Source organism: Exiguobacterium sp. s157, from assembly GCF_018618205.1.
GTDB lineage: Bacteria > Bacillota > Bacilli > Exiguobacteriales > Exiguobacteriaceae > Exiguobacterium > Exiguobacterium chiriqhucha.
On record NZ_JACSLQ010000008.1, the window covers coordinates 59399 to 80918 of the forward strand.

Sequence of the window (21520 nt, forward strand, 5' to 3'; positions counted from 1 at the left end):
TTCGATTAACCATTGCATCTCTTTTTGTAAGCGCTTATACTTTTGGTATACACAGGTGAAACGTTTCGATTTACAAATCATAGATAAAGGCGGGATGGAATGAGAGCGACACAATTAGTGCAGGAGATGACAGTGGCTGAAAAGGTGGGACAGCTTGTTCAGACACTGCCATCCATTTTTTCGGATGATGAGCAAGATGTGATCACCGGACCGATTGCGGAGTTGTTGAAAGAAGACGGCATCACCGATGAGAATCGGTGGAACATCGGATCGGTCATCGGGATCAGCAACGCGAAACAAGCGCAAAAGTTGCAGGAAAGTTACTTGCGACATAATCGACTCGGCATCCCGCTCTTGTTCATGGCGGACATCATCCACGGTCACCGGACGATTTTTCCGGTCCCGCTCGCGATGGCCTGTTCTTGGGATCTTGATGAGGTCGAACGAATGGCACGCACTTCGTCGATTGAAGCGACGGCATCCGGTCTACACGTCACGTTCTCTCCGATGGCTGACTTGTCACGCGACCCGCGTTGGGGACGTGTCATGGAATCGACCGGAGAAGACGTGTGGTTGAACGGCGAGATGGCGGCGGCGTTCGTCCGCGGTTACCAGTCGGACGATTTGACGAGAGACGATACGTTGGCTGCCTGCGTCAAGCACTTCGCGGCGTATGGCGCGCCGGAAGGAGGACGCGACTACAATACGGTCGATGTATCTGACCGCGAGCTGCGTGAGTTCCATTTGCCGGCCTATAAACGAGCCCTTGAAGAGGGGGCGAAGATGGTAATGACGAGTTTCAATGTCGTCCATGGTGTTCCGGCCACGGCTAGTGAATATCTCATGCGGGATATCCTCCGCAGTGACTGGGGCTTCGAAGGTGTATTGATCTCGGACTGGACGGCAATCAAAGAACTCATCCATCATGGCGTCGCCGAGACGCTGAAGGATGCGGGCGAACTCGCACTCCGAGCTGGCGTTGATATCGATATGATGTCGGGCGCATACACGAATCATCTGGAAGCGATGCTTGCAGATGGGGTGGATGAGGCTTTACTGGATGAGGCGGTCTTGCGGATCTTGACGCTAAAAGAAGAGTTGGGTTTATTCGACAACCCTTACCGAGGGATTGATCAAGCGAAAGAGACAACGCTCCACCTTTCAGATGGGCATCGAGATCAGGCGCGTCGTCTGGCAGAAAAGAGTGCGGTCCTTTTGAAAAATGATGGTGTCCTTCCGTTACAAAAGCAACGTGTCGCGCTCATCGGACCGTTCGTCGACTCGAACGACGTGCTTGGCCCGTGGGCCGGATATGGGAAAAGAGAAGAGGCCGTGACGTTGCGGCAAGCATTTGACCGGGCTGAAATTCCTTATGTGTTTGCGGAAGGATCGACCGTCGAAAAAGAAATTGATTGGACGGAGGCTTGCCGCATCGCAGAACAGTCGGATGTCGTCATCTTGGCGCTTGGCGAAGCCTCGTGGATGAGCGGTGAAGCCGGCAGCCGTACGGACATTCGTCTTCCGAAGACACAGCGCGAAGGACTTAAGCGTCTAAAGGCACTCGGGAAACCAATCGTGACAATTTTATTCAATGGCCGTCCGCTCGATCTGCGCGACGTCGTCGAACATTCGGATGCGGTGCTCGAGGCCTGGTATCCGGGCACTGAAGCTGGTTCGGCGCTTGTGAACTTATTATACGGGCAAGTCAGTCCGTCGGGGAAACTGACGATGTCGTTTCCTTATAACGTCGGCCAAGTACCGATCCGCTACGACTCGTTGCGGACAGGGCGTCCGTCAGACATCGAACACGCTGATCCACGCTACACGAGCAAATATCTCGACGCACCGAACGAGCCGCTCTTCCCGTTCGGATATGGAATGACATACACAACGTTTAGCTACAACGATTTCATCGTCAAAGACGTGACAGGCGGCATCGTCGAGGCGACTGTCGTCATTCGAAATGATGGGGCGACGACGGCAGATGAAATTGTCCAATGGTATATCCAAGACAACATAGCCAAAGTCTCACGGCCGGTCAAACAATTGAAAGGGTACGAGAAAGTGACCCTCAAAGCCGGCGAATCCGTGACGGTGACGTTCACCGTTGAAGGAGATATGCTCCACTATCTTCAGCCGAACGGTTCGTTTGACGCCGATCCGGGAACGTTTACGCTCTTTGTGGGCCCGAACAGCCGTGACGTATTGGCAAAATCTTTTGAACTAAAAACAAAAACGAGGTGTACGACGTGAATGTATTAACCGAACAGACAACACTAACATGCGGAGACGTGAGCCTTTCGCTCACTCCGATGGGAGACATCCGCCAATTGAAAACCGGACCGATCATGGTCAATCAGTTAATCCATCATCCATTCGACGGCTCGATGGCAAACCTTTATGTCCGACATGAGGGCGGAGTTGCCCGGCCGTTGCTGGGACTGCATTCACCTAGTGATTTCGCGGCCTCTGGTCAGGAAATCGTTTGGTCAGGACACTATCCGGAGTTTGCTTATGAAGTACGAGGGACGATCAGCGACCACGGCGTTCGCTTTGACGCTACATTCGAAGGGACAGGTCAATTCGACGTCACGTACGTCCAAGATCTCGGACTCGCTGATGAAGGCGGTGTTCGCACGAACGAAGCTTACATGGCCCAGTATATCGACTATATGAAGACGGATACGGCGCTGATGGCGCGCCAAAATCAAAAGCAGTCGACCGGGTTCCCAGCGATTCGAATGACGTCGTCCCGAGCTATCGCAGAATATGCGACGGATGGTTTTGACGTGTATGGCACATCCTATAAATTGACCGGGCGAGCCGCAGGACTAGACGGTGCACTGCCTTCCCGTGTCTATCAATATGAGTTCGCCTTGCCGACACTTCGTACTGAACCGTTAGACATGGGGACGGACCGAGAAATCGCATTTGAATTGTCATTGGTTCAAAATCATCCGGAAGCGCTGACAGAGCAATCGATCAAGCATTTCGCAACGATTGAAGCGGGAGCACCCGTTGAACAAACAGTACGTCCTCGTCCGTATCTTCGCCAATCGTTCCAATCAATCAGTGGCGCTGGGCTCGCAATGAGCGAAATCGAGCGCCTCTATCCGGTGCGACGACTTGAAGAGACAGAGGGTGGACAGCTCTTGTCCTTCTTCACAGAAGAGGGTTCGCACGTCGTCTTAGCGGCGAAAGAGCACCTCGTTGAGCGGAGTCACGGCAATATCTTATTGAACGCCGGGAGTCTGATGCCGGACGAGTCGAAGCTCGCCACGACCGTATTCATGAACGGTGTCTTTAACTCGCATATCGTTTACGGCAATACAAACTTCAACAAATGGACGACTAACGTCCGAAATCCACTCAATGTCCCGAAAACATCGGGGCAACGCATCTATGTCGAGATGGACGGGGCATACCATTTGCTGACGATGCCGAGCCTGTTCGAGATGCGTCTGAACGAGGCCGTATGGCGCTATGATTTGGACGGGGAGACGATTATCGTCCGTACGTCCATCGCCTCAGGTGCTCCTGTCATCAAGACGACCGTCGAATCATCGCAACCGCGACGGTTCGTCATGAGTCACCAGGTCGCGATGAACACGCAAGAGTACGTCGTTCCGTTCCGTATGGAGCAGACGGACAACCGACTCCTATTCAAGGCGGACGAAACGGCAGACAGCGCCGGTATACGGCCTGATTTGACATATGCAATCGAGAGCAATCAGCCGTTTGAGCTCCTCAAAACGTCGGATTGGTTCGACCAACCGTTCGAGGACGATCTTGTTTGGATGTCATACGAACCAAGCGAGCGCGTGACGGTGCATCTTGGTTTGGCGAATCACAGCCCGTTTGAGCTAGACGAAAAGCAGGAGCGGAACGCTTACCGAATGTGGATGGATAGCTATATGAACGGTTTCACGCTTAAAGGCGAGGCATCTGACATCGAGGCGTTGAATATTCAAGCGCTATGGTACGTTCAAAACATGCGGGTGCACTATCAGTCACCGCACGGCCTTGAGCAATACGGTGGAGCTGCCTGGGGTACACGGGACGTTTCACAAGGACCGATGGAGTTCTTGCTTGCGACCGGTCATTTTGAAGAGGCGCGAAAACTCTTGCTTGTGATTTTCAGCCATCAATTTAAGGACGGAGATTGGCCGCAATGGTTCATGTTCGATGAATATGCGGGTATCCAACAAGAGGATAGCCATGGTGATGTCATCGTTTGGTCGCTCAAGGCATTGTCGGATTACTTGGCCCGAACCGAGGACGTGACATGTCTAGACGAAATGATTCCGTTCCGCGACCGTGACGGAAAGACAGAAGCGGACGCTTCACTGTATTCGCACGTGGAACGAGCACTTGGATTCATTGAAGATCACTTTGTCGAAGGTTCTGTCTTCTCAGCCTACGGTGGAGGAGACTGGGACGACACGCTCCAACCAGCCGATGAAGATTTGAAACGTCACCTCATCAGTTCATGGACGGTCACATTGACGTACCAAGCGTTCCGTCAGTTGCACGAACAGTTGCCGGCGTCACATTTGGCAGATCGCTTAGGTGAGTTGAGCCAAGCAATTCGGAAGCAGTTCACAGACGAGATGATTCGGGATGGGGTTATCGCAGGATTCTTAAAAGAAGTTGATGGACGCTTCGAGACGATGCTTCATCCGTCCGACAAGACGCTGCCAATGCGCTACCGCTTGTTGCCAATGACGCGCAGTGTCATCGCTGAACTTGTCGATCAAGACCAGATGACACGCAACTTTGATTTGATTGCCACGCATTTGACGTTCCCGGACGGAGTCCGTCTCATGAACCGACCTGCCGAGTACCGGGGCGGAGTCAGCCGTCACTTTATGCGGGCCGAACAGGCAGCGAACTTTGGTCGTGAGATCGGGCTGCAGTACGTGCATGCTCACATCCGCTACATCGAGGCGCTGGCGAAGGCGGGGCTACGCGAGAAGATTCGCCCGGCTTTCAATATGATCAACCCGGTCCGGATGGATGAAGTGAAGAATGCCGCACCGAGACAACGAAACGCCTACTTCAGTAGTTCGGACGGAGATTTCGCTGACCGCTATGCGGCGGAGTCACAGTTCGGCCGCTTGAAAGATGGAACGGTACCCGTGAAAGCGGGATGGCGCATTTATTCGAGTGGACCGGGAATCTGGTTCAACCAACTCGTCTCGAACTACCTGGGGATTCGTCTCGGGACAACCCATGTCGAGTTCGATCCAATCGTGGATGCGGACACATATGTGCAGATCCGCCTGTTCGGTACGGAGACGATGGTTCAGTTCCGTATGGGTGAGCCGAGTATTACGCTGAATGGTCAGAGGTTGAACGGTCACACCCTAACGAATCCATACCGCGAAGCAGGACAGCGTGTCGAAAAAGATGAATTTTTGCGCTACGCCAAGGAAAAGAATGAGTTAGTGATTACGGTGAAGGGGTGACGAATTCGTCACCCTTTTCTTAATAGGAGGATCATATGGATGCAAAACAAGTGAGCACGGTCTATCAAGTATATCCAAAGAGTTTTCAAGACAGCGACGGCGACGGGGTCGGTGATTTACAAGGAGTGATCAGTCGCCTCGACTATTTAAGCTGGCTCGGGGTAGAGATGCTTTGGTTGAATCCGGTTTACGTCTCGCCCGGTTACGATAATGGCTATGACGTCGCAGACTATACACGAATCGATCCTCTTTTCGGGTCGATGGATGATATGGACGAGTTGATTCGTGAAGCACGTGACAGAGGAATCGGCATCATGATGGACATCGTCGCCAACCACACGTCGCATCAGCATGAGTGGTTCCTTCAATCCGAACGTGACCCGGAAGGAGCGTTCGGTAATTTCTACATTTGGTGTGATACGCCGAATGAATGGAGCTCGTTCTTCGGGGGTGGGACGTGGACGTACTCACCGATCCGGGGCCAGTACTACTTCCATGCATTCGCTCCGGAACAACCAGATTTGAATTGGGGGAACGAGCAAGTACGTAAGGAAATGGCGGCGGTCTTAGCGGTTTGGGTCGAGCGAGGGGTGACTGGTTTTCGGTTTGATGTCATTGATTTGATTGGTAAAGACGTCCATCGAAAGCAATGGCTCGACTTTCCGTTGATGCGCCGCTACTTGAAAGATTTAGTGGCGCAAGTTGACACCTCTTCCTTGTTGCTTGTCGGGGAAGCTGGAGGATTGACTCCGAACGAAATTCTAACTTTGCAACGGGACGGTTCGCTCGACGTCGTCTTCAATTTTGAAGTATGTGCCCTCGATGAGCAGGCAGGACAAGGCAAATGGAAGCTCGCTCCGTTCGAGCCGTCGAGGCTAAAAACCACGCTCGATACGTGGCAACGAGCGTTTGCGGTGGAAGGACGCAATAGCCTGTTTTGGAATAACCATGACCAGCCGCGTGTCATTTCACGATGGTATGACGATGACGAGCGGGCTGCGAAGATGCTCGCGGTCCTCCTATACGGATTGAAAGGAATCCCGTTTCTGTATCAAGGAGAAGAGGTCGGGATGACGAACGGTATGATTGCGACAGAGGAGTATCAAGACATCGAGACGCTAAATTATTTGCGGGCGGGTGGAACGCTTGATGCCGTTCGCATGAAAGGACGTGACCATGCCCGGATTCCGATGGCATGGGGCGAAGGGACGGACTCGTTCAGCACGGGAACACCGTGGCTTCGATCAGCTCACGACGAAGCAGGCAGGGACGTCGCGACGATGCGTTCAGATAAAACGAGTTTGCTTCATCTGTACCGAGAATTGATTGCGCTACGCCGGACAAATCGACTGCTTCGAGACGGAGCTTATGAACTCGTACCGACCGAGGAGCGGCTATATGTGTACCGCCGCATCATCGATGGGGAGCCTCCACTTCTTGTCGTCGCAAATTTGTCTCAAGATACGCTGCCGATGCCCAGTGGTTGCGGGGAACGTTTGGTTTCGACAGAGCAGGTTGAGGCGCCAATGCTACGGCCGTATGAAGCGTTCATATGTTATAATTTTTGACAGAAGGAAGTGAGGAAATGGCAGGAATTAAAGACATCGCAAAAGAGGCTGGCGTTTCGATATCGACCGTCTCATATGCGCTGAACGGCAGTCCGAAAGTGACAGAAAAGACTAGGCAACGCATCATTAAAATCGCCGAAGAGTTGAACTACGTGCCGAACGCCGCGGCGAGGACGCTAAAAACGAGAAAGACACATATTATCGGAGCGTTTTTAGGCGATTATTCCGGGTCGTTCTATGGAGAGTTATTAAAAGGCATCAACCAAGAGCTGTCTGATACTGGCTATGAGTTGATTGTTTGTAACGGTCCTGAATCACATCGTCTGATGACCGAACGCATGGTGGATGGGGCGCTCATCTTAGGGCATCGCTTCACCCAAGAACAGATTTTAGAGTTCGCGGACCGAGGGCACCCGCTGACGATGCTCGACCGTGAGATTGAGCATCCGAACATCAGTTGTGTGTTGCTCGATAATCAGATTGGGATGAATCAAGAGATGGACGCCATCTTAGAGACCAACCCTGGACAAATCCATCTTGTGAACGGACCAGTCGGCAATCATGATGCTGTCGAACGACGGAAAGTTGTCGTTGATCGCGCGAACGCGGCTGGGGTAACCGTCCGGGAATGGACCGGGGAATTCACGAAACGGTCAGGCATTCGGGCAGCGAGTGACTTACTTGAAGTACTCGAAGAAGGGGATGCCATCATGTGTTTAAATGATGACATGGCGCTCGGGGTTTATGACGTCTTGCAAAACTCTTCTTTCAGAATCGGGGAAGACATTTCGCTCGTTGGCTTTGATAAACTCGAGATTACAAACTATACGCAGCCTCGGATCGCGAGCGTCAGCTATTCGAAGCCTGACTGGGGCAAGAAGGCGGCTCGTGCGTTACTTCATCTGATTGAAGAGAAAGAAAAATCGAAAGAGACGATCCCTTCAAAGTTCATGAAAGACGCCTCGATTCGAAAAAAAAATAATAAAAGATAAAATACGTATTGTAAGCGGATACATTGTGAACTATAATGTTTATAGAAACGTTTAACCTGTTGATTTTCAGTAAAACCTTTGTATAAACATTATTTTTTTACACGATAATCGAAACGTTTCGATTATCAAGAAACGGAGGAATTCAGATGAAGAAGTTAGGGTTAGCAGCGGTAGCGGGCACGGTAATCATTTCAGGTCTATTGGCAGGATGTTCTTCTGGATCGAGCGGCGATGACGCAAATACCATCACGGTTTGGGCGATGGGTGAAGAAGGAAAAGCTTTACCGAAACTAGCAGAACAATATGAAAAAGAAAACGAAGGCGTCAACGTCAAAGTACAAGCAATCCCTTGGGATACAGCGCACGATAAACTGTTGACTGCGGTCGCTTCGAAAAATGGTCCAGATGTCGTTCAAATGGGAACGTCTTGGATGCCTGAATTCGTAGAGGCGGGAGCACTCGCGAATATGAAAGATCTCGTTAAAGACTACCCGGAACTTGATCCATCGAACTTTTATGAAGGATCGGTTGAAACGGTTCAATTCGAGGATGGTCTTTACGGGGCACCATGGTATGTCGATACACGCGTTCTTTATTATCGGAAAGACGCACTTGAAAAAGTAGGTTACCCGGAAGCGCCAAAAACGTGGGATGAATTAGAAGACGCTTCGAAAAAACTTGCGGCTCGTGACGGGGACGACATGTACGGGATTACGTTGGACACGAACGACCAAATGCTATCGTTCATGTTCGCTCGTCAAAATGGTTCAGAGCTGTTAACAGAAAATCAAGAGCCGCTCTTTGATCAACCAGAATTCATCGAAAGCGCAGAATATTTAACAAACTACTTCACAGAAGGATATGCACCAATCGATTTAGGGCTTGATGTTGTGCAGGCGTTCGGGGCAGAAGAACCTAACGTGCCGATGTTCATCAGTGGGCCATGGATGATTAACATTATCAATGATCAAATGCCTGACATTGAAGAGAAGTGGGGTACGGCCGTTCTTCCAGCGAAAGAAAATAATATCTCCTTCCTCGGTGGATCGAACTTAAGTATTTTTGAAAGCAGTGAGAAGAAAGACGAAGCCGCGAAGTTTATCGCATATATGAGTAAACCAGAAACACAGACAGAGTGGATGGAGATGACGAAGTCACTTCCATCGACAAAAGCGACTTGGGCAGAGAACGAGACGCTCAAAAACGATGAGAAACTCAAAACATTCGGTGAGCAGATGGAAGCGGCAGAGCCGATGCCGATGATGACAACGTGGGAAAAAGTAGCGCAAACATATTTGCAGAGCTTTGAGAAAATGTATCGCGGTGCGGCTACTGTAGAAGATGAAGTTAAGGTGTTCCAAGAAAAAGCGAAGTCGATTTTAAAATAAACGGAGGGGTACAACCCCTCTCGTTTAATTAAAGGAGAACCTTATGAAACAATTTCTTAATGATCGAGCGCCATATTTGCTCGTCGCGCCGACTGTTCTCTTGTTACTCATGTTCTCAATCATGCCGCTATTCATCGCTTTTTTCATGAGTTTTACAGACATGGATTTGGCGGGAATTGCGAACTGGGCAAACATTGAATGGATCGGACTCGCCAACTACATTGAAATCTTCAAAGATGAAGTGTTCATCCAAGCGTTATTGAACACAATCGTTTATGTCGTTATTGGGGTACCGATTGTGATCGGTCTTTCGCTTGCGATTGCGATGGCAATCAATTTCGGGACTGGCAAAGTCTTCGAATGGTTCCGTGTCGTCTTTTATATGCCGTCAATCACGAACGTCGTAGCGGTCGCGGTCGTTTGGGGATTTTTGTTTAATCCGCAGTACGGTCTCTTCAATTTCCTGTTAAATACAATCGGCCTTCCAGACGTCCCGTGGCTACAAGATCCGTTTATCGCTAAGTTATCGTTGATCATGCTTGCCGTATGGCGTGCGGTCGGGATCAATATGATTATTTTCTTGGCAGCTCTTCAAGGGATTCCACGCACGTACTATGAAGCGGCAGCGTTAGATGGGGCAAGTACGTTCCAGCAAATGTTCAAGATTACAATTCCGTTGCTCCGATATGCGATTTTCTTCGTAACGGTAACAACTTTGATTGGATGGATTCAGTTCTTCGAAGAACCGCTCATCATGACCGAGGGGGGACCACTCAATTCGACGACGTCACTCGCGTTGTTTATATACAACAACGGTTTCCAGCTCAGTAACTTCGGTTATGCGGCTGCCGGGTCGGTCGTGTTGTTCATTCTAATCATTACGGTGACACTCATTCAGTTCCGTCTTCAAAAGAACGAAAACAACTATTAAGGAGGGGCATTCATGATTCCAAATGAAAAACCGGTAGCCGTGAATGTGAAGCGGGAGAAATTCTCGCCACTTCCCGACTTAAACCATAAACGAAAAGCCAAACTCTCGCAGTTGCTCGTCGCGCTTGTTTTGACCGTCCTCGGTATCGCTTTTATGTTGCCGTTCTTCTGGATGGTGATATCGTCCTTTAAGACGGATGCGGAAATCTTATCGCTACCGCTGACGATCCTACCGGAAAATGTGACGTTCGAACATTACATCGATTTATTCGTGAATTTAAACTTTTTAACGTATTTGAAAAACACGTTGTTGATTGTACTTGCATCATTTTTCGGTTTATTGCTCACAGCAATGGCCGGTTATGCGTTTGCGAAGCATAAGTTTAAGGGGAGTAACATCTTGTTCGTCGGTGTCTTGGCAACAATGATGATTCCAGGACAGGTTACGATGATTCCCGTTTATTTGATGCTCAACCAAATGGGTCTGACGAACACCATGATGGGGATTGTCCTCCCCGGTCTCGTTGGTGCGTTTGGGGTATTCTTGTTCCGTCAGTTCATGACGACGATTCCAGAGGAAATGCTGGAAGCGGCTCGCTTGGATGGAGCGAGTGAGTTTCGAATTTTCTTCTCAATCGTCTTGCCGATGTCAAAACCGATTTTGGCGGTACAAGGGATTTTGACTTTCATCGGTGCTTGGAACAGCTTCTTGTGGCCGCTTATTATCGCCAATGATGAAGCTCTTTATACATTGTCAGTTGGATTAGCGCTTCTACAGGGGCAACATGGTGGAAACTACGCCTTACAGATGGCTGGGGCCACATTCATGGTTGTGCCGATTATCATTATCTTTATGATTTTCCAAAAGCATATCATCGAAGGATACAATATATCTGGAATGAAGTGAACCTTACGCCATGTAAGGTTCTTTTTTTTATACTCAGGACATCGGTCCTTTATGCTAAAGTGTGTGGGTAGTAATCTTAACACGTACACAGTATATAGAGAGAATCGAGGAAGAGACTATGTTAGCCATTGTAATTGGACTCGTCATCGGGATTTTGTTACCGATGCAGACGAGCGTGAACTCACGTCTGCGCACCATCGTCGGGTCACCGTTCGTCGCGTCGTTCCTGTCGTTCGCAATCGGGACGACGTTTTTAACACTTACGTTACTGCTCACCGGGCAGTCGTTCGGGATTGAATCATCCATTTTCCAAGGAGAACCGCTTTGGATGTGGTCGGGTGGTTTGTTGGGGGTCATCTTTTTAACAGGGAACATCCTCTTGTTCCCGAGACTCGGCAGCGTCCAGACCGTCATCATGCCAATCTTCGGACAGATTTTGATGGGACTGTTGATTGACCACTTCGGTTGGTTCAATTCAACCGTCAACGTCCTCACACCGTGGCGTGTATTCGGGGCCTTGCTCGTGTTGCTCGGCGTCGTCGGGACGGTCGCGCTCACGGACTGGATTAATCGTCGTCGCGGCAAACTGGTCGCCTCGTCGCAGACCGGAACCGGCAATTTGAACGCCTGGCGCCTCGTCGGAATCGGGACCGGGATGATGAGTGCGACACAGACGGCCATCAACGGTTATTTGGGAACGGTTCTCGAATCGGCCTTGAAAGGGGCCCTCGTTTCGTTCGTCGTCGGCACGGTCACGTTACTGATCATCTTGCTCGTCTTGCGGCCGAGCGTCGAATGGCGCGTGTTACGTGGTCAGCCGTGGTGGATTTGGCTCGGTGGGATCATCGGGGCACTGTTCATCGGCGGGAACGTCTTAATCGTGCCGATGGTCGGGACCGGCATCGCCGTCGTCATCGTCATTGTCGGCTTGCTATGCGGAAGCCTGCTCATCGACCGCTTCGGTTGGTTCGGTGCCGCCAAGAACCCAATCACTGGGATACAACTCGTCAGTTTACTCGTCATGGTCATCGGAATCATGCTGATTCGTTTATCATAAGGAAGGAGAGACATCATGCGCGGAGTACTGTTCGCCATCAGTGGCGGCTTCTTTTTAACGCTACAGAGCGTCGCCAACGCTCGCATCAGTTCGAGTATCGGGACGTGGCAGGCAGCGACGTTGACGCAACTGACGGGTTTTCTCGTCGCGCTCATGATTATGCTCCTCGTTCGCGACCGGACGTACATTCACATGCGCCGCGTCGAGCCGCTTTATTTGTCAGGGGGAGCGTTCGCCGCGTTCATCTTGTTCAGCAATATGACAGCCGTGCATGAGCTCGGTGTCACACTCACCATCTCGTTGTTCTTGATTGCCCAGCTTGCCCTGGCGCTCGTCATCGACTGGCGCGGCTGGTTCGGGATGTTGCGCCGTGACTTGAACCGGACGCAACTGCTCGGGGTCGTCATGATGATTGTCGGGATTCTCGTATTGAAAGGATGACGTGCGATGGAACAGATTGACCGTTACATGAAGCGATATGGGCTGGATGAGGTACTCCCATCAGCTGTACGTCCTCAACTTAAGCTCGTCCGTTATGCGACGGGAGAGGCGATTTGCACCCAAGGCGCTAAGGCCGAGCAACTCCACTTTCTCGTCAGTGGAAAGATTCGGGTGGCCCACACGTCAGCGGCCGGGAAGCGGCTCGTCTTGTCGTTCAAATATCCGCTCGATTTGATTGGCGACATCGAGTACGTCCGACGTACACCGTTCTTGAACACGGTCGAGGCGGTCACGCCGGTCGAGATGATCGTCGTCCGCTTCGACGACCTCGCGCGTCATGCTAAGGATGATGTGAAATGGCTCCACTATTTGCTGGCAGGGATTACGAAAAAGTTCGAGATGAAGTCGCAGTCGATGAGTTTCAACTTGTTTTACCCGGTCGATGTGCGGCTCGCGAGCTATCTGTTGTCGATGACACCGGAAGAGACGACGCTCGGGTCGACCGTCGATGAGTTGACCGATATCGCCGATTTGATCGGGACGAGCTATCGCCACGTCAACCGGACGCTCAAGCGTTTCGTCGAGCAGGGATTGATTGAACGGGATCGTCGGTCGATTGCAATCATGGATCGCGCCGGATTGCTTGCTGTTGCCGGAGAGAGTATTTATGAATGAGGAGGACATATCATGGCACTTGGAATGATGCTCGCGGTCATGGGCGGCATGCTCGTCTGTGTGCAGAACACGTTCAACGCCAAAGTGAAAGAACGGGTCGGGGCGTGGGCGACGACGACGCTCGTGCTCGCCCTCGGCTTCTTGGCATCACTAATCGTCGGATTGATCAGTGAAGGATTTGGTCTGTTCGTCGTCACCGGGATGGAGACGTGGTATTGGTTTAGCGGCATCATTGGGGTCGGCGTCGTCATGAGCGTGACGCAAGGCGTCCAACAGCTCGGACCGAGCCATGCCATCTCAATCGTCATGGTGTCACAAATCCTATTCGCGCTCCTATGGGACACGCTCGGCTGGTTCGGGCTCGAAGCCATCCCGTTCACATGGAAAACACTCGTCGGCATCGTATTGATTGTCGGCGGGGTATTGTTATTCCAGTTGAGTGGGAAAAAAGAGACGGCCCATCAAAAAGCAAAGCAGATTAGTTAAAAGGATTTTCGACAAGTTGAACAAGTTTGCCCGTGTTCCTGCCGTTTGACGACGGTTTGGCAATGCGGGCATTTGGTCGTGAGCGAGGCGCGTGGTTGAACGGGAGAGCGGTCGCCGAACGTTGACGGGTAAATGGTATAAGAGCGGGTCACGATGAAGCCGACGATGCCGAGCAGGGCGACTAAAATGAGAATATCCATCGAAATACCTCCTAATTATTGGTATGCTACTTCTATGTACGGGAACTCGATACGATTGGTTTCACTGTGCAAGTACGTGATGAAACCTTTTCCCCGTCCTTTCGTAAAAGAAGGAAATGAGATTTATCTAGGAGGATACACATGATTCAAAAGAATGAGCGACTGAAACAAATGGTCGAGAACGAGCGGAAAGTGAACCGGACAGCACTTCTGCTCACATTCGCGATTTTAGGAATCGCTTTTTACTTCATTTTCACGCAAGAAATCCCCCTCATGACGTTCGCCATCATCATCATGGCGACCCAATTGCCGAGCCTCTATCGGGCATGGCACCGGATGAAGTTGCTGCTCACGTTCAATGACGAGGCACGCTATCAAAAGTTCGTGCGACTCGAGTTCGGCATCGTCCTCGCGAACATTATCCTGCTTGGTATCTTCATCGCTATCGCCTGGGCGATTGAAGGGTCACTCGTCATCTTCGCGATCATGCTGCTCGCTTTGTTCATCCCGTTCATCTTCTTGTCGGTATGGGTGAACCGAAAAATCGAGTTGATTGATTCGGAACACGTGACGAACCATGAACTGCGGACAGCGCATCGTGATGCGTCTAAAAATCAGTTTAAGTAAACCAAAGGGACGTGCAGATGGATGAGACGAAGACTAGTCTTCTATCTAATTGTGGGATTACTATTTTTGAACGCATGTAATGAGAATGGTCGTGAACTCGTCGTCGGAACTTATACAGATGAAAGCACCATCGTCTATTCTGGCGATACGCTCACGGACGAAGCGGAAATTGGACGGTTTCTTGAGTTAATTGAGACAACTCCTCTGTCCAAGGCGGAGGTCGAGGGTATTCCCGACTACGTCATTACAGTGAACAATCCATCTGAGTTCACGATGGAGGCGACGGTGAACGTCTGGGTTTTAGAAGATGACAAGATGCTCTTCACTCGTGGGATGGAAGGGACCGATGTATTTGAAGTCGACTCGATGTACATTGAAGATGTGAACAAAATCTTGAGTCTAAATAACTTTTGAATGGAGTGAGTAGATTAAAATGGATATGCGAGTATTAGACATGCTCTTTTCGCTTGGTACCTATGCTGTCGTGTTAGGCGGAATCATTTTCGTGCTAAAGCTGATGATTGGAACAGCAACAAGCAGAACTGAATAGAACCAAAAAGCCATAAAATTCGAGAGCCTCGACTTTTATGGCTTTTTAAATTGATTGCCGTTTCACTGCTTCTCCACTACCTGTATTTTAAACACACCTGTGCCCGAACGGTTCGTCAACAAGGTGATTAAAATCAAATCACCTTTGGATAAATCTGATAGAGAGAGCGTCTCCTCTTTCTTGTAAATGGATACTTGTTCCTCAAAAATTTCATATTCCATAAGCGTTTGATTCGTTTCATCGTTAAATGAATTACCTTTAACCGTTATCCAATTGTCTTCGATTCCTTGAATTTCAGCATAAAATGTCTGAATGTCAGACGGAGCGAGAACCCAGGTATCTTCCTCATATGCTTTGTACGCATTGGTGTATCCTGCAAAATAACTAATCAACACACTGATTACTAAGAGAACAATTGACAGGATGACAGTGATTTTATAAGGCGGCACCATCGGAGAACGTGTCTTTAAGTTGCCATTTAGCGCTTGATTGATGTGTCGCTTGTAGGCCTGAAAATAAAGCGTGACAGTCACAATAAAGGTGAATAGAACGATGCATGTCGCGATGATGTAAATAGGGATACTCATAAGTTCGTCTCCTTCAGATATGAAAATGATCTTTAAAGATATAGTAATAGCTCCTTGTCACATCAACGCATTTTCCGTTCGTTAGGGTAAGGATAAATTTTGTGGAAAGAGTGGGTTTGATTTGGTTGATTTGATTTGTTGCAATGACAACAGAGTTACTGATTCGTAAAAAAGACGTCGGATCGAGCAAACTGACGAGCCGGTATAATCGATCAGTAGCGACATAAACTGATGCTTGCGTTTCAATTTCCACTGTATGGCCAAAGGATTCGATACAAATAATATCCGCTACTGGTAACACGATTCGTTCATTCGTGTCCTTCTCTTTAACAGTCAAATGCTGAACAAAAGGAGTAGATGTACTCAGTACTAGGTCGGCCGTATCATCTATTTCAATTCCTTTTTCCTCGAGCATAGACTTAATCTCGTCATAGCGCTCGGTACTAATATCGAGCTTGATTTTCATGCACGAACCGCCTTCCTATGTACCACTCCATATATTTGAAATCAGTGTAGCAACTACCTCCTTGTTCATCAATACAAGATGAACACTTTACAGAAATATCCACATAAGTTGCATCATAGAGATTGAGCCTAATAAACAAAATGGATAATCGTATCTTGTCACGATAAAAACCCTATGGATGAATACAGATTGGTGAGTCCATCTGCTTCTCCATAGGGAATTTTACTAAGGTAGTAATCGGCTTCGTTAAGCGACCATGCCAATCGTATAGAATTTGAAGCGGTGTCGTTCCCAAAACGAGTCGGTCATTGTGTTGTGATTCCATCACGCTTCGCAATCTTGTCGCTCACTTGCTGGCCGCTCAATGTTACCATCGGCATGCCACCGCCGGGATTGACCGTGCCGCCGACGAAATAGAGATTGTCGTACAGATCGCTCTGCTTCTTGTGCTTGAAGCCGCCGTTTCGTTTCTTATCGGCGACGGTGCCATAAATCGCGCCACGGTCCGAGCCATACGTACGCTCGATGTCGTGCGGCGTCCAGACGTCACGCGTCACCGTATGTTCCCGCAAACCGTCCAAACCCATGCGTTCGAGTTTGTCGAGGACACGTTCTTCAAACGCGGCGTAGTCCTCTGGCGTGAACGGATTGTCCTGGATGTAGGGGATGTGCGGCAAGATTTTGATGTTTTCGTGCCCAGGCGGCGCCTGTGTCGGATCGGTCTTATTGACGTTCACCAAGTAAATTGTCGGGTCGTCCGGCAGTTCGTGCTGCTCGAAAATCTTGTCCATTTGTTCGTGCAAGTTCTCCGAGAAGAAGAAGTTGTGGTGGCCGAGCGCCGGATACGCTTTGTTCACGCCGAGGTGGAGCACGAAGCCAGAACTGGCCGGCTCATATTTCTCGACGAGCTTGTCGACGAACGGTTCGTCCGCCTCGACCATCTTTTGATAGAACGGGATGACTTCCATATTGGAGACGAAATAATCGGCCGAGCGGAGTCGTCCGTCTTCGAGTTCGATGGCCGTCAGTTGACCATTCAGCGTGTGCGCGCGGACGACGCCTTGCCCGGTATGGAGCTGGACGCCAATCTCTTCCGCGAGTTTCGTCAATCCTTCCGCGAGTTTATGCGTCCCACCTTCGACGTACCAGCAGCCTTGGGCGTGCTGCATATATATCATCATGTTGAGGACGGCTGGTGCACTGTACGGGGACGAGCCGACATACTTCACGTAATACGACAGCATCGTCCGTAAATGCGGGTTGCTGACCCGTTTAGCGATGCCGTCGTACATCGTCGACGTCAAATCGAAGCCGAACAACGTCGAGAACAGACCGTTCTTCGCGACCGCTTCGCGCGGTGATTCGAACCCTTCTTTCAAGTACGCCTTCTCTGTCGTATTGTAAATCCGCTCGGCATATTTCAACAGCTCGCGGTATTCATACATGTCTTTCCGAGACAATGTCGGGTTGGCGCGCTCCATCTTGTCCAAGTCGTGATAGAGGTCAAGCACCGTGCCGTCGGGGAAGAACGAGCGCCACTCGAGGTCGAGCCGTTTAATCTGCACGTAGTCTTCCATCCGCTTGCTGCTGCCTGCGAACAGCTTCTCGAAAATTTGAGGCATCGTTAAAATCGACGGGCCGAGGTCAAAGCCGAAGCCGTCTTGTTCGAGCCGATTCACTTTCCCGCCGATATGGTCGTTCTTTTCGTATAAGGAGACGTCGTATCCTTTTTGTGCGAGCGAGATGGCCGCGGAAATCCCGCCGAGCCCGCCACCGATCACAATCACTGATTTGTTCACGTTTAGCATATGTGTTTCGCCCTTCTTCCACCATGTATTTTTTATTGTTAAGTAGAAACGCGTGATGTCTACTCTAACAGTTTGCCATCACGTCTCTTATTCCCTGCTTCGCGTAGAATGAACATGCATATCGGGCTCGAATGTACAAAATGATCAAAGTGGATGTTGGGAAAAAACTTAGGGCTTCAGACCGCCGGCTGTCAGCGGCCCTTCGAACGTGATTGTATAGATGATGCGGGCGATGTCCTCGGCCGTTTCGGGTCGGTCGTTGTACAGCCATTCGTAAATGACCCCCATATGGGCCGAGGAAATATAGGACACGAGATAATCGGCCGGCACGAGCGCCTTCGTCTCGTCGAATAAGACTGTCGGGGAACGATGGAACAGCGCCGCATGCATGTACGACCGGAGCCGGGCCTGGAACTGCGGGTCCCCGTTCGGTCTGAGGAGCGGCTTCATCAAGATTTTATTGTCTTCGATGAAACGGATGAACGGGACGAGCAATTGATAGGATGATTCACCGCGCTCTTCACCGAAGACGTGAGGGAGGTTTTTGACGAGTTTAAGTTCGGCCTCATGGAAAATCGCTTCAATCGACTTCTCCATCAAGTCGAACTTATCCACATAGTGACTGTAAAACGTCCCGCGATTGATGCCGGCCCGTTCGGTGATCGCTTTCACGGTGACCGCCTCGAACCCATGCTCGTCAATCAACTCGAGGAAGGCACTTTTAATCAATTGTTTCGTTCGTGTGATGCGTAAATCTTCATGTCCCATCTGAATATTCTCCTTTATCCAACACTTGAGTGAAAACTGTCTGATAACCGACACGATGGCCGATATTGCCGATTGTTGGGCTGTCGACTGAGGTCTATACTGAACCTATAAACCAACACGGTGTCTATTAATTCAGTGTACTCGAACAAGGTATCGAAAAGGAGAATGAATATGGATATTCAACTGAACGACATCAGTAAATCGTTCGGTGACCAGTTGGCCATCGACCACGTCGGCTTCACCATCAACTCAGGGGACATCTGTTGCCTGCTGGGCCCATCCGGTTCGGGAAAGACGACGCTCATCCGGCTGATGATTGGTGCCTTGGCCGCAGACACAGGTTCGATTCAAATCGGAGAGACGATCATGCCAAACATGAGCATGCTCCACAAGATCGGCTTCATGCCCCAGAACGACGGATTGTATGACGACTTGTCGGCCGAGGGGAATCTTGAATTTTTCGGCTCCATCTATAAGCTCGGCAAACCGAAGCTCCAACAACGCATCACGGAAGTGCTCACGCTCGTCGATTTGACGGCCGACCGCAAGAAACTCGTCCGAAACTTCTCGGGCGGGATGAAAAAACGGTTGTCACTCGCAATCGCAATCCTGCATCAACCGGACGTCTTGTTTTTAGATGAGCCGACGGTCGGAATCGATCCAATCTTACGCCGTCAGATTTGGGATCAGTTTCAAGCGATTCGGGCGAACGGGACGACAATCATCGTCTCGACGCACGTCATGGACGAGGTGCTCGAGTGTGACCGGGCCGCGCTCATCTATAACGGCCGTTTGATCGCTTACGACACCGTGCCGCATCTGTTAGATCAGACGGAGAACGGTCGCGTCGAGGAACTGTTCCTCATCGCCGGTCGAGAAGGAGGGACGGATCATGCGTAACTTGGCGAAACGCGTCATCTTTCAGACGCTCAATGATAAACGGAGTGTCGCCTTGATTTTGATCGCACCACTCTTGATTTTGACGCTCGTCTACTTCCTGCTCGGTGACTCGGATTACGTGCCGGTCGTCGTGCTCGATGAGAACGCGCAAACGCAACTCGTCGAAGCGTTCGAAGCCGAGACACTCGACGTCCGGTTGGATACGGTCGACAATCCGTTCGGGTATTTAGAGGACAATAAAGACGTCGATGCGATTTTTGAAGCGACGCAGGAAGGGACGACCATCACGCTCCGAGAGCCGTCGACGAAGTCCTCGAAGGCGGTACGAGAGATTCAAGCGGCGTTGTCGGCATTGAATCCGGCGGCCGATATCGAGATGAACTATGTATATGGGGAAGAAGGCCAATCGACGTTCGATTCGTTCGGCTACGTGTTCTTGTCACTGTTCTCGTTCTTCTTCGTCTTCATTCTATCCGCGATGGCGCTCGTCAAAGAGCGGAGCGGTGGCACGCTCGAACGTCTACTCATGACACCGATCAAACGTGGACAGGTCATCTTAGGGTATACGCTCGGCTACGGCGTGTTCGCGGTCGTTCAATCCGTTTTCATCGTTCTGTATACGATTTACGTGCTCGGGCTGACCTCGCTCGGCAATATCGGTTGGGTGTTTCTCGTGATGATTTTAATGGCGGGGACGGCCGTCTTGTTCGGCGCGACGATTTCAGTGTTCGCCCGTTCTGAGCTCCAAGTCGTCCAAATGATTCCGTTCACGATCATCCCGCAAGTGTTCTTCTCAGGATTAATCCCGCTCGACTTGATTCCGTACGGACTCGGCAACTTGAGTTACGTCATGCCGATCTTTTACGGGGCGACCGCGATTAAAGAAGTCATGGTGTACGGCAGCGGCTTCTCTGGCATCTGGGTCTACGTGCTCGGTTTGATCGTCTATGCTGGGGTACTCTACTTGCTCAACATGCGAGCGCTCGGGAAGTATCGGGGGCATTGAAAAGGAGTCGAGCCATTGGCTCAATCCCGATTCAACCGTCCCCTCATCGTGTCATAGTAGTTGCCATCGCTCAGGCGTTTGTCATGACGCAATCTGCCTTCCTGTTCAAAGCCGTAACGCTCATAGCGTGCGACGGCTTTTTCGTTCGTTGCGCTGACACTCAAATTGATTTTATGGATGTCGTTCGCAACCGCCCAATCGATACAAGCGCGCAACAGCGCCGAGCCGAGGCCAAATCCCCAATATGTTTGCAATATGCCGACGCCGAACTCGACCGCATTGGCTTTTCGTTTCAGTGGGCTACCTTCACAGCGAGCAAAACCGACGACATGGTGATTGACTTCGACGACGAAAAAGACACGGTTGTCCGTGTCGTGGTCTGTTTGAATCATCCGTTCGCACGCATGCGCATCAAGATAGGCCTCACTTGGTTCACGGTCTAACTATTCGGTTTCACCGTCAATTTGAAGACAGATGGATTCAAGTTGCTTCGGCCGTCTCGGACAGGCGAACGATATATTGGCGGTCATTTCGGATGTACGTGCATGGTTTGCTCTAGACAGCTCTCCTTTATCATCAATTGCATCAAAAAAAGCATCCGAGCAGATAAACTGTACCCTGAGTAGTAGACACTTAAAAAAGTCTATTGCTCAGGTTTTTTGTGTACACTGGACTAAATCATATTGGGAGTGAATT

At 50.3% G+C, this 21520-nt stretch carries 20 protein-coding genes and 1 pseudogene; 15 read left to right on the forward strand and 6 right to left on the reverse strand.

What is annotated here, in order from left to right; all coding sequences use genetic code 11:
* The first annotated feature begins 126 nt into the window (after nucleotides 1-126).
* From KNP67_RS13435 to KNP67_RS13485, 11 genes are all read left to right on the forward strand, one after another.
* The gene (locus KNP67_RS13435) at nucleotides 127-2253 is read left to right on the forward strand and encodes a glycoside hydrolase family 3 N-terminal domain-containing protein (protein WP_214756831.1); all 2127 of its coding nucleotides are present in this window, start codon (nucleotides 127-129) and stop codon (nucleotides 2251-2253) included.
* On the forward strand, nucleotides 2250-5468 hold the full coding sequence (locus KNP67_RS15595) for a GH36-type glycosyl hydrolase domain-containing protein (RefSeq protein ID WP_214756815.1): 3219 nt from the start codon (nucleotides 2250-2252) through the stop codon (nucleotides 5466-5468). Before KNP67_RS13435 ends, KNP67_RS15595 begins: the two co-directional genes overlap by 4 nt.
* 35 nt (nucleotides 5469-5503) lie before the next feature.
* Entirely contained in the window at nucleotides 5504-7036 is a 1533-nt protein-coding gene (locus KNP67_RS13445) for an alpha-glucosidase (RefSeq protein ID WP_214756816.1), read from the forward strand.
* 17 nt (nucleotides 7037-7053) lie between these two features.
* Nucleotides 7054-8028, forward strand: coding sequence for a LacI family DNA-binding transcriptional regulator (locus tag KNP67_RS13450; protein ID WP_214756817.1), 975 nt, complete (start codon nucleotides 7054-7056; stop codon nucleotides 8026-8028).
* A gap of 146 nt (nucleotides 8029-8174) precedes the next feature.
* Nucleotides 8175-9416, forward strand: a complete 1242-nt coding sequence (locus KNP67_RS13455) for a sugar ABC transporter substrate-binding protein (protein WP_214756818.1) — start codon at nucleotides 8175-8177, stop codon at nucleotides 9414-9416.
* 43 nt (nucleotides 9417-9459) lie between these two features.
* A complete protein-coding gene (locus KNP67_RS13460; protein WP_214756819.1) occupies nucleotides 9460-10347 on the forward strand; it encodes a carbohydrate ABC transporter permease in 888 nt (295 codons plus the stop codon).
* Between the two features lie 12 nt (nucleotides 10348-10359).
* Nucleotides 10360-11253, forward strand: coding sequence for a carbohydrate ABC transporter permease (locus KNP67_RS13465; RefSeq protein ID WP_251128374.1), 894 nt, complete (start codon nucleotides 10360-10362; stop codon nucleotides 11251-11253).
* Between the two features lie 118 nt (nucleotides 11254-11371).
* Nucleotides 11372-12310: a DMT family transporter gene (locus tag KNP67_RS13470; protein ID WP_214756820.1), complete on the forward strand. Its 939-nt coding sequence runs from the start codon at nucleotides 11372-11374 to the stop codon at nucleotides 12308-12310.
* A gap of 15 nt (nucleotides 12311-12325) precedes the next feature.
* Complete coding sequence (locus tag KNP67_RS13475; RefSeq protein WP_029596170.1) at nucleotides 12326-12751, forward strand: DMT family transporter; 426 nt, start codon at nucleotides 12326-12328, stop codon at nucleotides 12749-12751.
* Between the two features lie 6 nt (nucleotides 12752-12757).
* Nucleotides 12758-13426 (forward strand): Crp/Fnr family transcriptional regulator, encoded by a 669-nt coding sequence (locus tag KNP67_RS13480; protein WP_214756821.1) that lies wholly within the window; start codon nucleotides 12758-12760, stop codon nucleotides 13424-13426.
* Nucleotides 13427-13438: 12 nt separating this feature from the next.
* Nucleotides 13439-13912, forward strand: coding sequence for a DMT family transporter (locus tag KNP67_RS13485; RefSeq protein WP_214756822.1), 474 nt, complete (start codon nucleotides 13439-13441; stop codon nucleotides 13910-13912).
* Here KNP67_RS13485 and KNP67_RS13490 read toward each other — a convergent pair.
* Nucleotides 13909-14112 (reverse strand): hypothetical protein, encoded by a 204-nt coding sequence (locus KNP67_RS13490; protein ID WP_214756823.1) that lies wholly within the window; start codon nucleotides 14110-14112, stop codon nucleotides 13909-13911. The genes KNP67_RS13485 and KNP67_RS13490 overlap by 4 nt on opposite strands.
* Before the next feature lie 141 nt (nucleotides 14113-14253).
* Between KNP67_RS13490 and KNP67_RS13495 the strand changes: the two genes are divergently transcribed.
* Both KNP67_RS13495 and KNP67_RS13500 read left to right on the forward strand, forming a co-directional pair.
* Nucleotides 14254-14739, forward strand: a complete 486-nt coding sequence (locus KNP67_RS13495) for a hypothetical protein (RefSeq protein ID WP_214756825.1) — start codon at nucleotides 14254-14256, stop codon at nucleotides 14737-14739.
* Nucleotides 14740-14805: 66 nt separating this feature from the next.
* The gene (locus KNP67_RS13500) at nucleotides 14806-15153 is read left to right on the forward strand and encodes a hypothetical protein (RefSeq protein ID WP_214756826.1); all 348 of its coding nucleotides are present in this window, start codon (nucleotides 14806-14808) and stop codon (nucleotides 15151-15153) included.
* 198 nt (nucleotides 15154-15351) lie between these two features.
* On the opposite strand, the gene KNP67_RS13505 is transcribed toward KNP67_RS13500, so the two are convergent.
* From KNP67_RS13505 to KNP67_RS13520, 4 genes are all read right to left on the reverse strand, one after another.
* On the reverse strand, nucleotides 15352-15876 hold the full coding sequence (locus tag KNP67_RS13505; protein WP_029596164.1) for a hypothetical protein: 525 nt from the start codon (nucleotides 15874-15876) through the stop codon (nucleotides 15352-15354).
* 13 nt (nucleotides 15877-15889) lie between these two features.
* Complete coding sequence (locus KNP67_RS13510; protein WP_029596163.1) at nucleotides 15890-16342, reverse strand: LytTR family DNA-binding domain-containing protein; 453 nt, start codon at nucleotides 16340-16342, stop codon at nucleotides 15890-15892.
* Nucleotides 16343-16647: 305 nt separating this feature from the next.
* Complete coding sequence (locus KNP67_RS13515; protein WP_214756827.1) at nucleotides 16648-18150, reverse strand: phytoene desaturase family protein; 1503 nt, start codon at nucleotides 18148-18150, stop codon at nucleotides 16648-16650.
* A gap of 168 nt (nucleotides 18151-18318) precedes the next feature.
* Nucleotides 18319-18918, reverse strand: coding sequence for a TetR/AcrR family transcriptional regulator (locus KNP67_RS13520; protein WP_051627757.1), 600 nt, complete (start codon nucleotides 18916-18918; stop codon nucleotides 18319-18321).
* Nucleotides 18919-19089: 171 nt separating this feature from the next.
* Here KNP67_RS13520 and KNP67_RS13525 point away from each other — a divergent pair, with 171 nt between their 5' ends.
* Together KNP67_RS13525 and KNP67_RS13530 are read left to right on the forward strand one after the other, a co-directional pair.
* Nucleotides 19090-19818: an ABC transporter ATP-binding protein gene (locus KNP67_RS13525; protein WP_214756828.1), complete on the forward strand. Its 729-nt coding sequence runs from the start codon at nucleotides 19090-19092 to the stop codon at nucleotides 19816-19818.
* Nucleotides 19811-20824: an ABC transporter permease gene (locus KNP67_RS13530; RefSeq protein WP_214756829.1), complete on the forward strand. Its 1014-nt coding sequence runs from the start codon at nucleotides 19811-19813 to the stop codon at nucleotides 20822-20824. The genes KNP67_RS13525 and KNP67_RS13530 overlap by 8 nt, the downstream gene beginning before the upstream one ends.
* Before the next feature lie 20 nt (nucleotides 20825-20844).
* Here KNP67_RS13530 and KNP67_RS13535 read toward each other — a convergent pair.
* Nucleotides 20845-21231 (reverse strand): annotated as a pseudogene (locus KNP67_RS13535) (GNAT family N-acetyltransferase); the annotation flags it as partial.
* Nucleotides 21232-21520: the final 289 nt, after the last annotated feature.

Coding starts and splice junctions, on each gene's coding strand:
- KNP67_RS13525 (WP_214756828.1), top strand. CDS start 19,090: ATGGATATTCAACTGAACGACATCAGTAAATCGTTCGGTGACCAGTTG.
- KNP67_RS13445 (WP_214756816.1), top strand. CDS start 5,504: ATGGATGCAAAACAAGTGAGCACGGTCTATCAAGTATATCCAAAGAGT.
- KNP67_RS13475 (WP_029596170.1), top strand. CDS start 12,326: ATGCGCGGAGTACTGTTCGCCATCAGTGGCGGCTTCTTTTTAACGCTA.
- KNP67_RS13450 (WP_214756817.1), top strand. CDS start 7,054: ATGGCAGGAATTAAAGACATCGCAAAAGAGGCTGGCGTTTCGATATCG.
- KNP67_RS13465 (WP_251128374.1), top strand. CDS start 10,360: ATGATTCCAAATGAAAAACCGGTAGCCGTGAATGTGAAGCGGGAGAAA.
- KNP67_RS13520 (WP_051627757.1), bottom strand. CDS start 18,918: ATGGGACATGAAGATTTACGCATCACACGAACGAAACAATTGATTAAA.
- KNP67_RS13480 (WP_214756821.1), top strand. CDS start 12,758: ATGGAACAGATTGACCGTTACATGAAGCGATATGGGCTGGATGAGGTA.
- KNP67_RS13505 (WP_029596164.1), bottom strand. CDS start 15,876: ATGAGTATCCCTATTTACATCATCGCGACATGCATCGTTCTATTCACC.
- KNP67_RS13470 (WP_214756820.1), top strand. CDS start 11,372: ATGTTAGCCATTGTAATTGGACTCGTCATCGGGATTTTGTTACCGATG.
- KNP67_RS13530 (WP_214756829.1), top strand. CDS start 19,811: ATGCGTAACTTGGCGAAACGCGTCATCTTTCAGACGCTCAATGATAAA.
- KNP67_RS13495 (WP_214756825.1), top strand. CDS start 14,254: ATGATTCAAAAGAATGAGCGACTGAAACAAATGGTCGAGAACGAGCGG.
- KNP67_RS13460 (WP_214756819.1), top strand. CDS start 9,460: ATGAAACAATTTCTTAATGATCGAGCGCCATATTTGCTCGTCGCGCCG.
- KNP67_RS13455 (WP_214756818.1), top strand. CDS start 8,175: ATGAAGAAGTTAGGGTTAGCAGCGGTAGCGGGCACGGTAATCATTTCA.
- KNP67_RS13485 (WP_214756822.1), top strand. CDS start 13,439: ATGGCACTTGGAATGATGCTCGCGGTCATGGGCGGCATGCTCGTCTGT.
- KNP67_RS13510 (WP_029596163.1), bottom strand. CDS start 16,342: ATGAAAATCAAGCTCGATATTAGTACCGAGCGCTATGACGAGATTAAG.
- KNP67_RS13490 (WP_214756823.1), bottom strand. CDS start 14,112: ATGGATATTCTCATTTTAGTCGCCCTGCTCGGCATCGTCGGCTTCATC.
- KNP67_RS13435 (WP_214756831.1), top strand. CDS start 127: ATGACAGTGGCTGAAAAGGTGGGACAGCTTGTTCAGACACTGCCATCC.
- KNP67_RS13515 (WP_214756827.1), bottom strand. CDS start 18,150: ATGCTAAACGTGAACAAATCAGTGATTGTGATCGGTGGCGGGCTCGGC.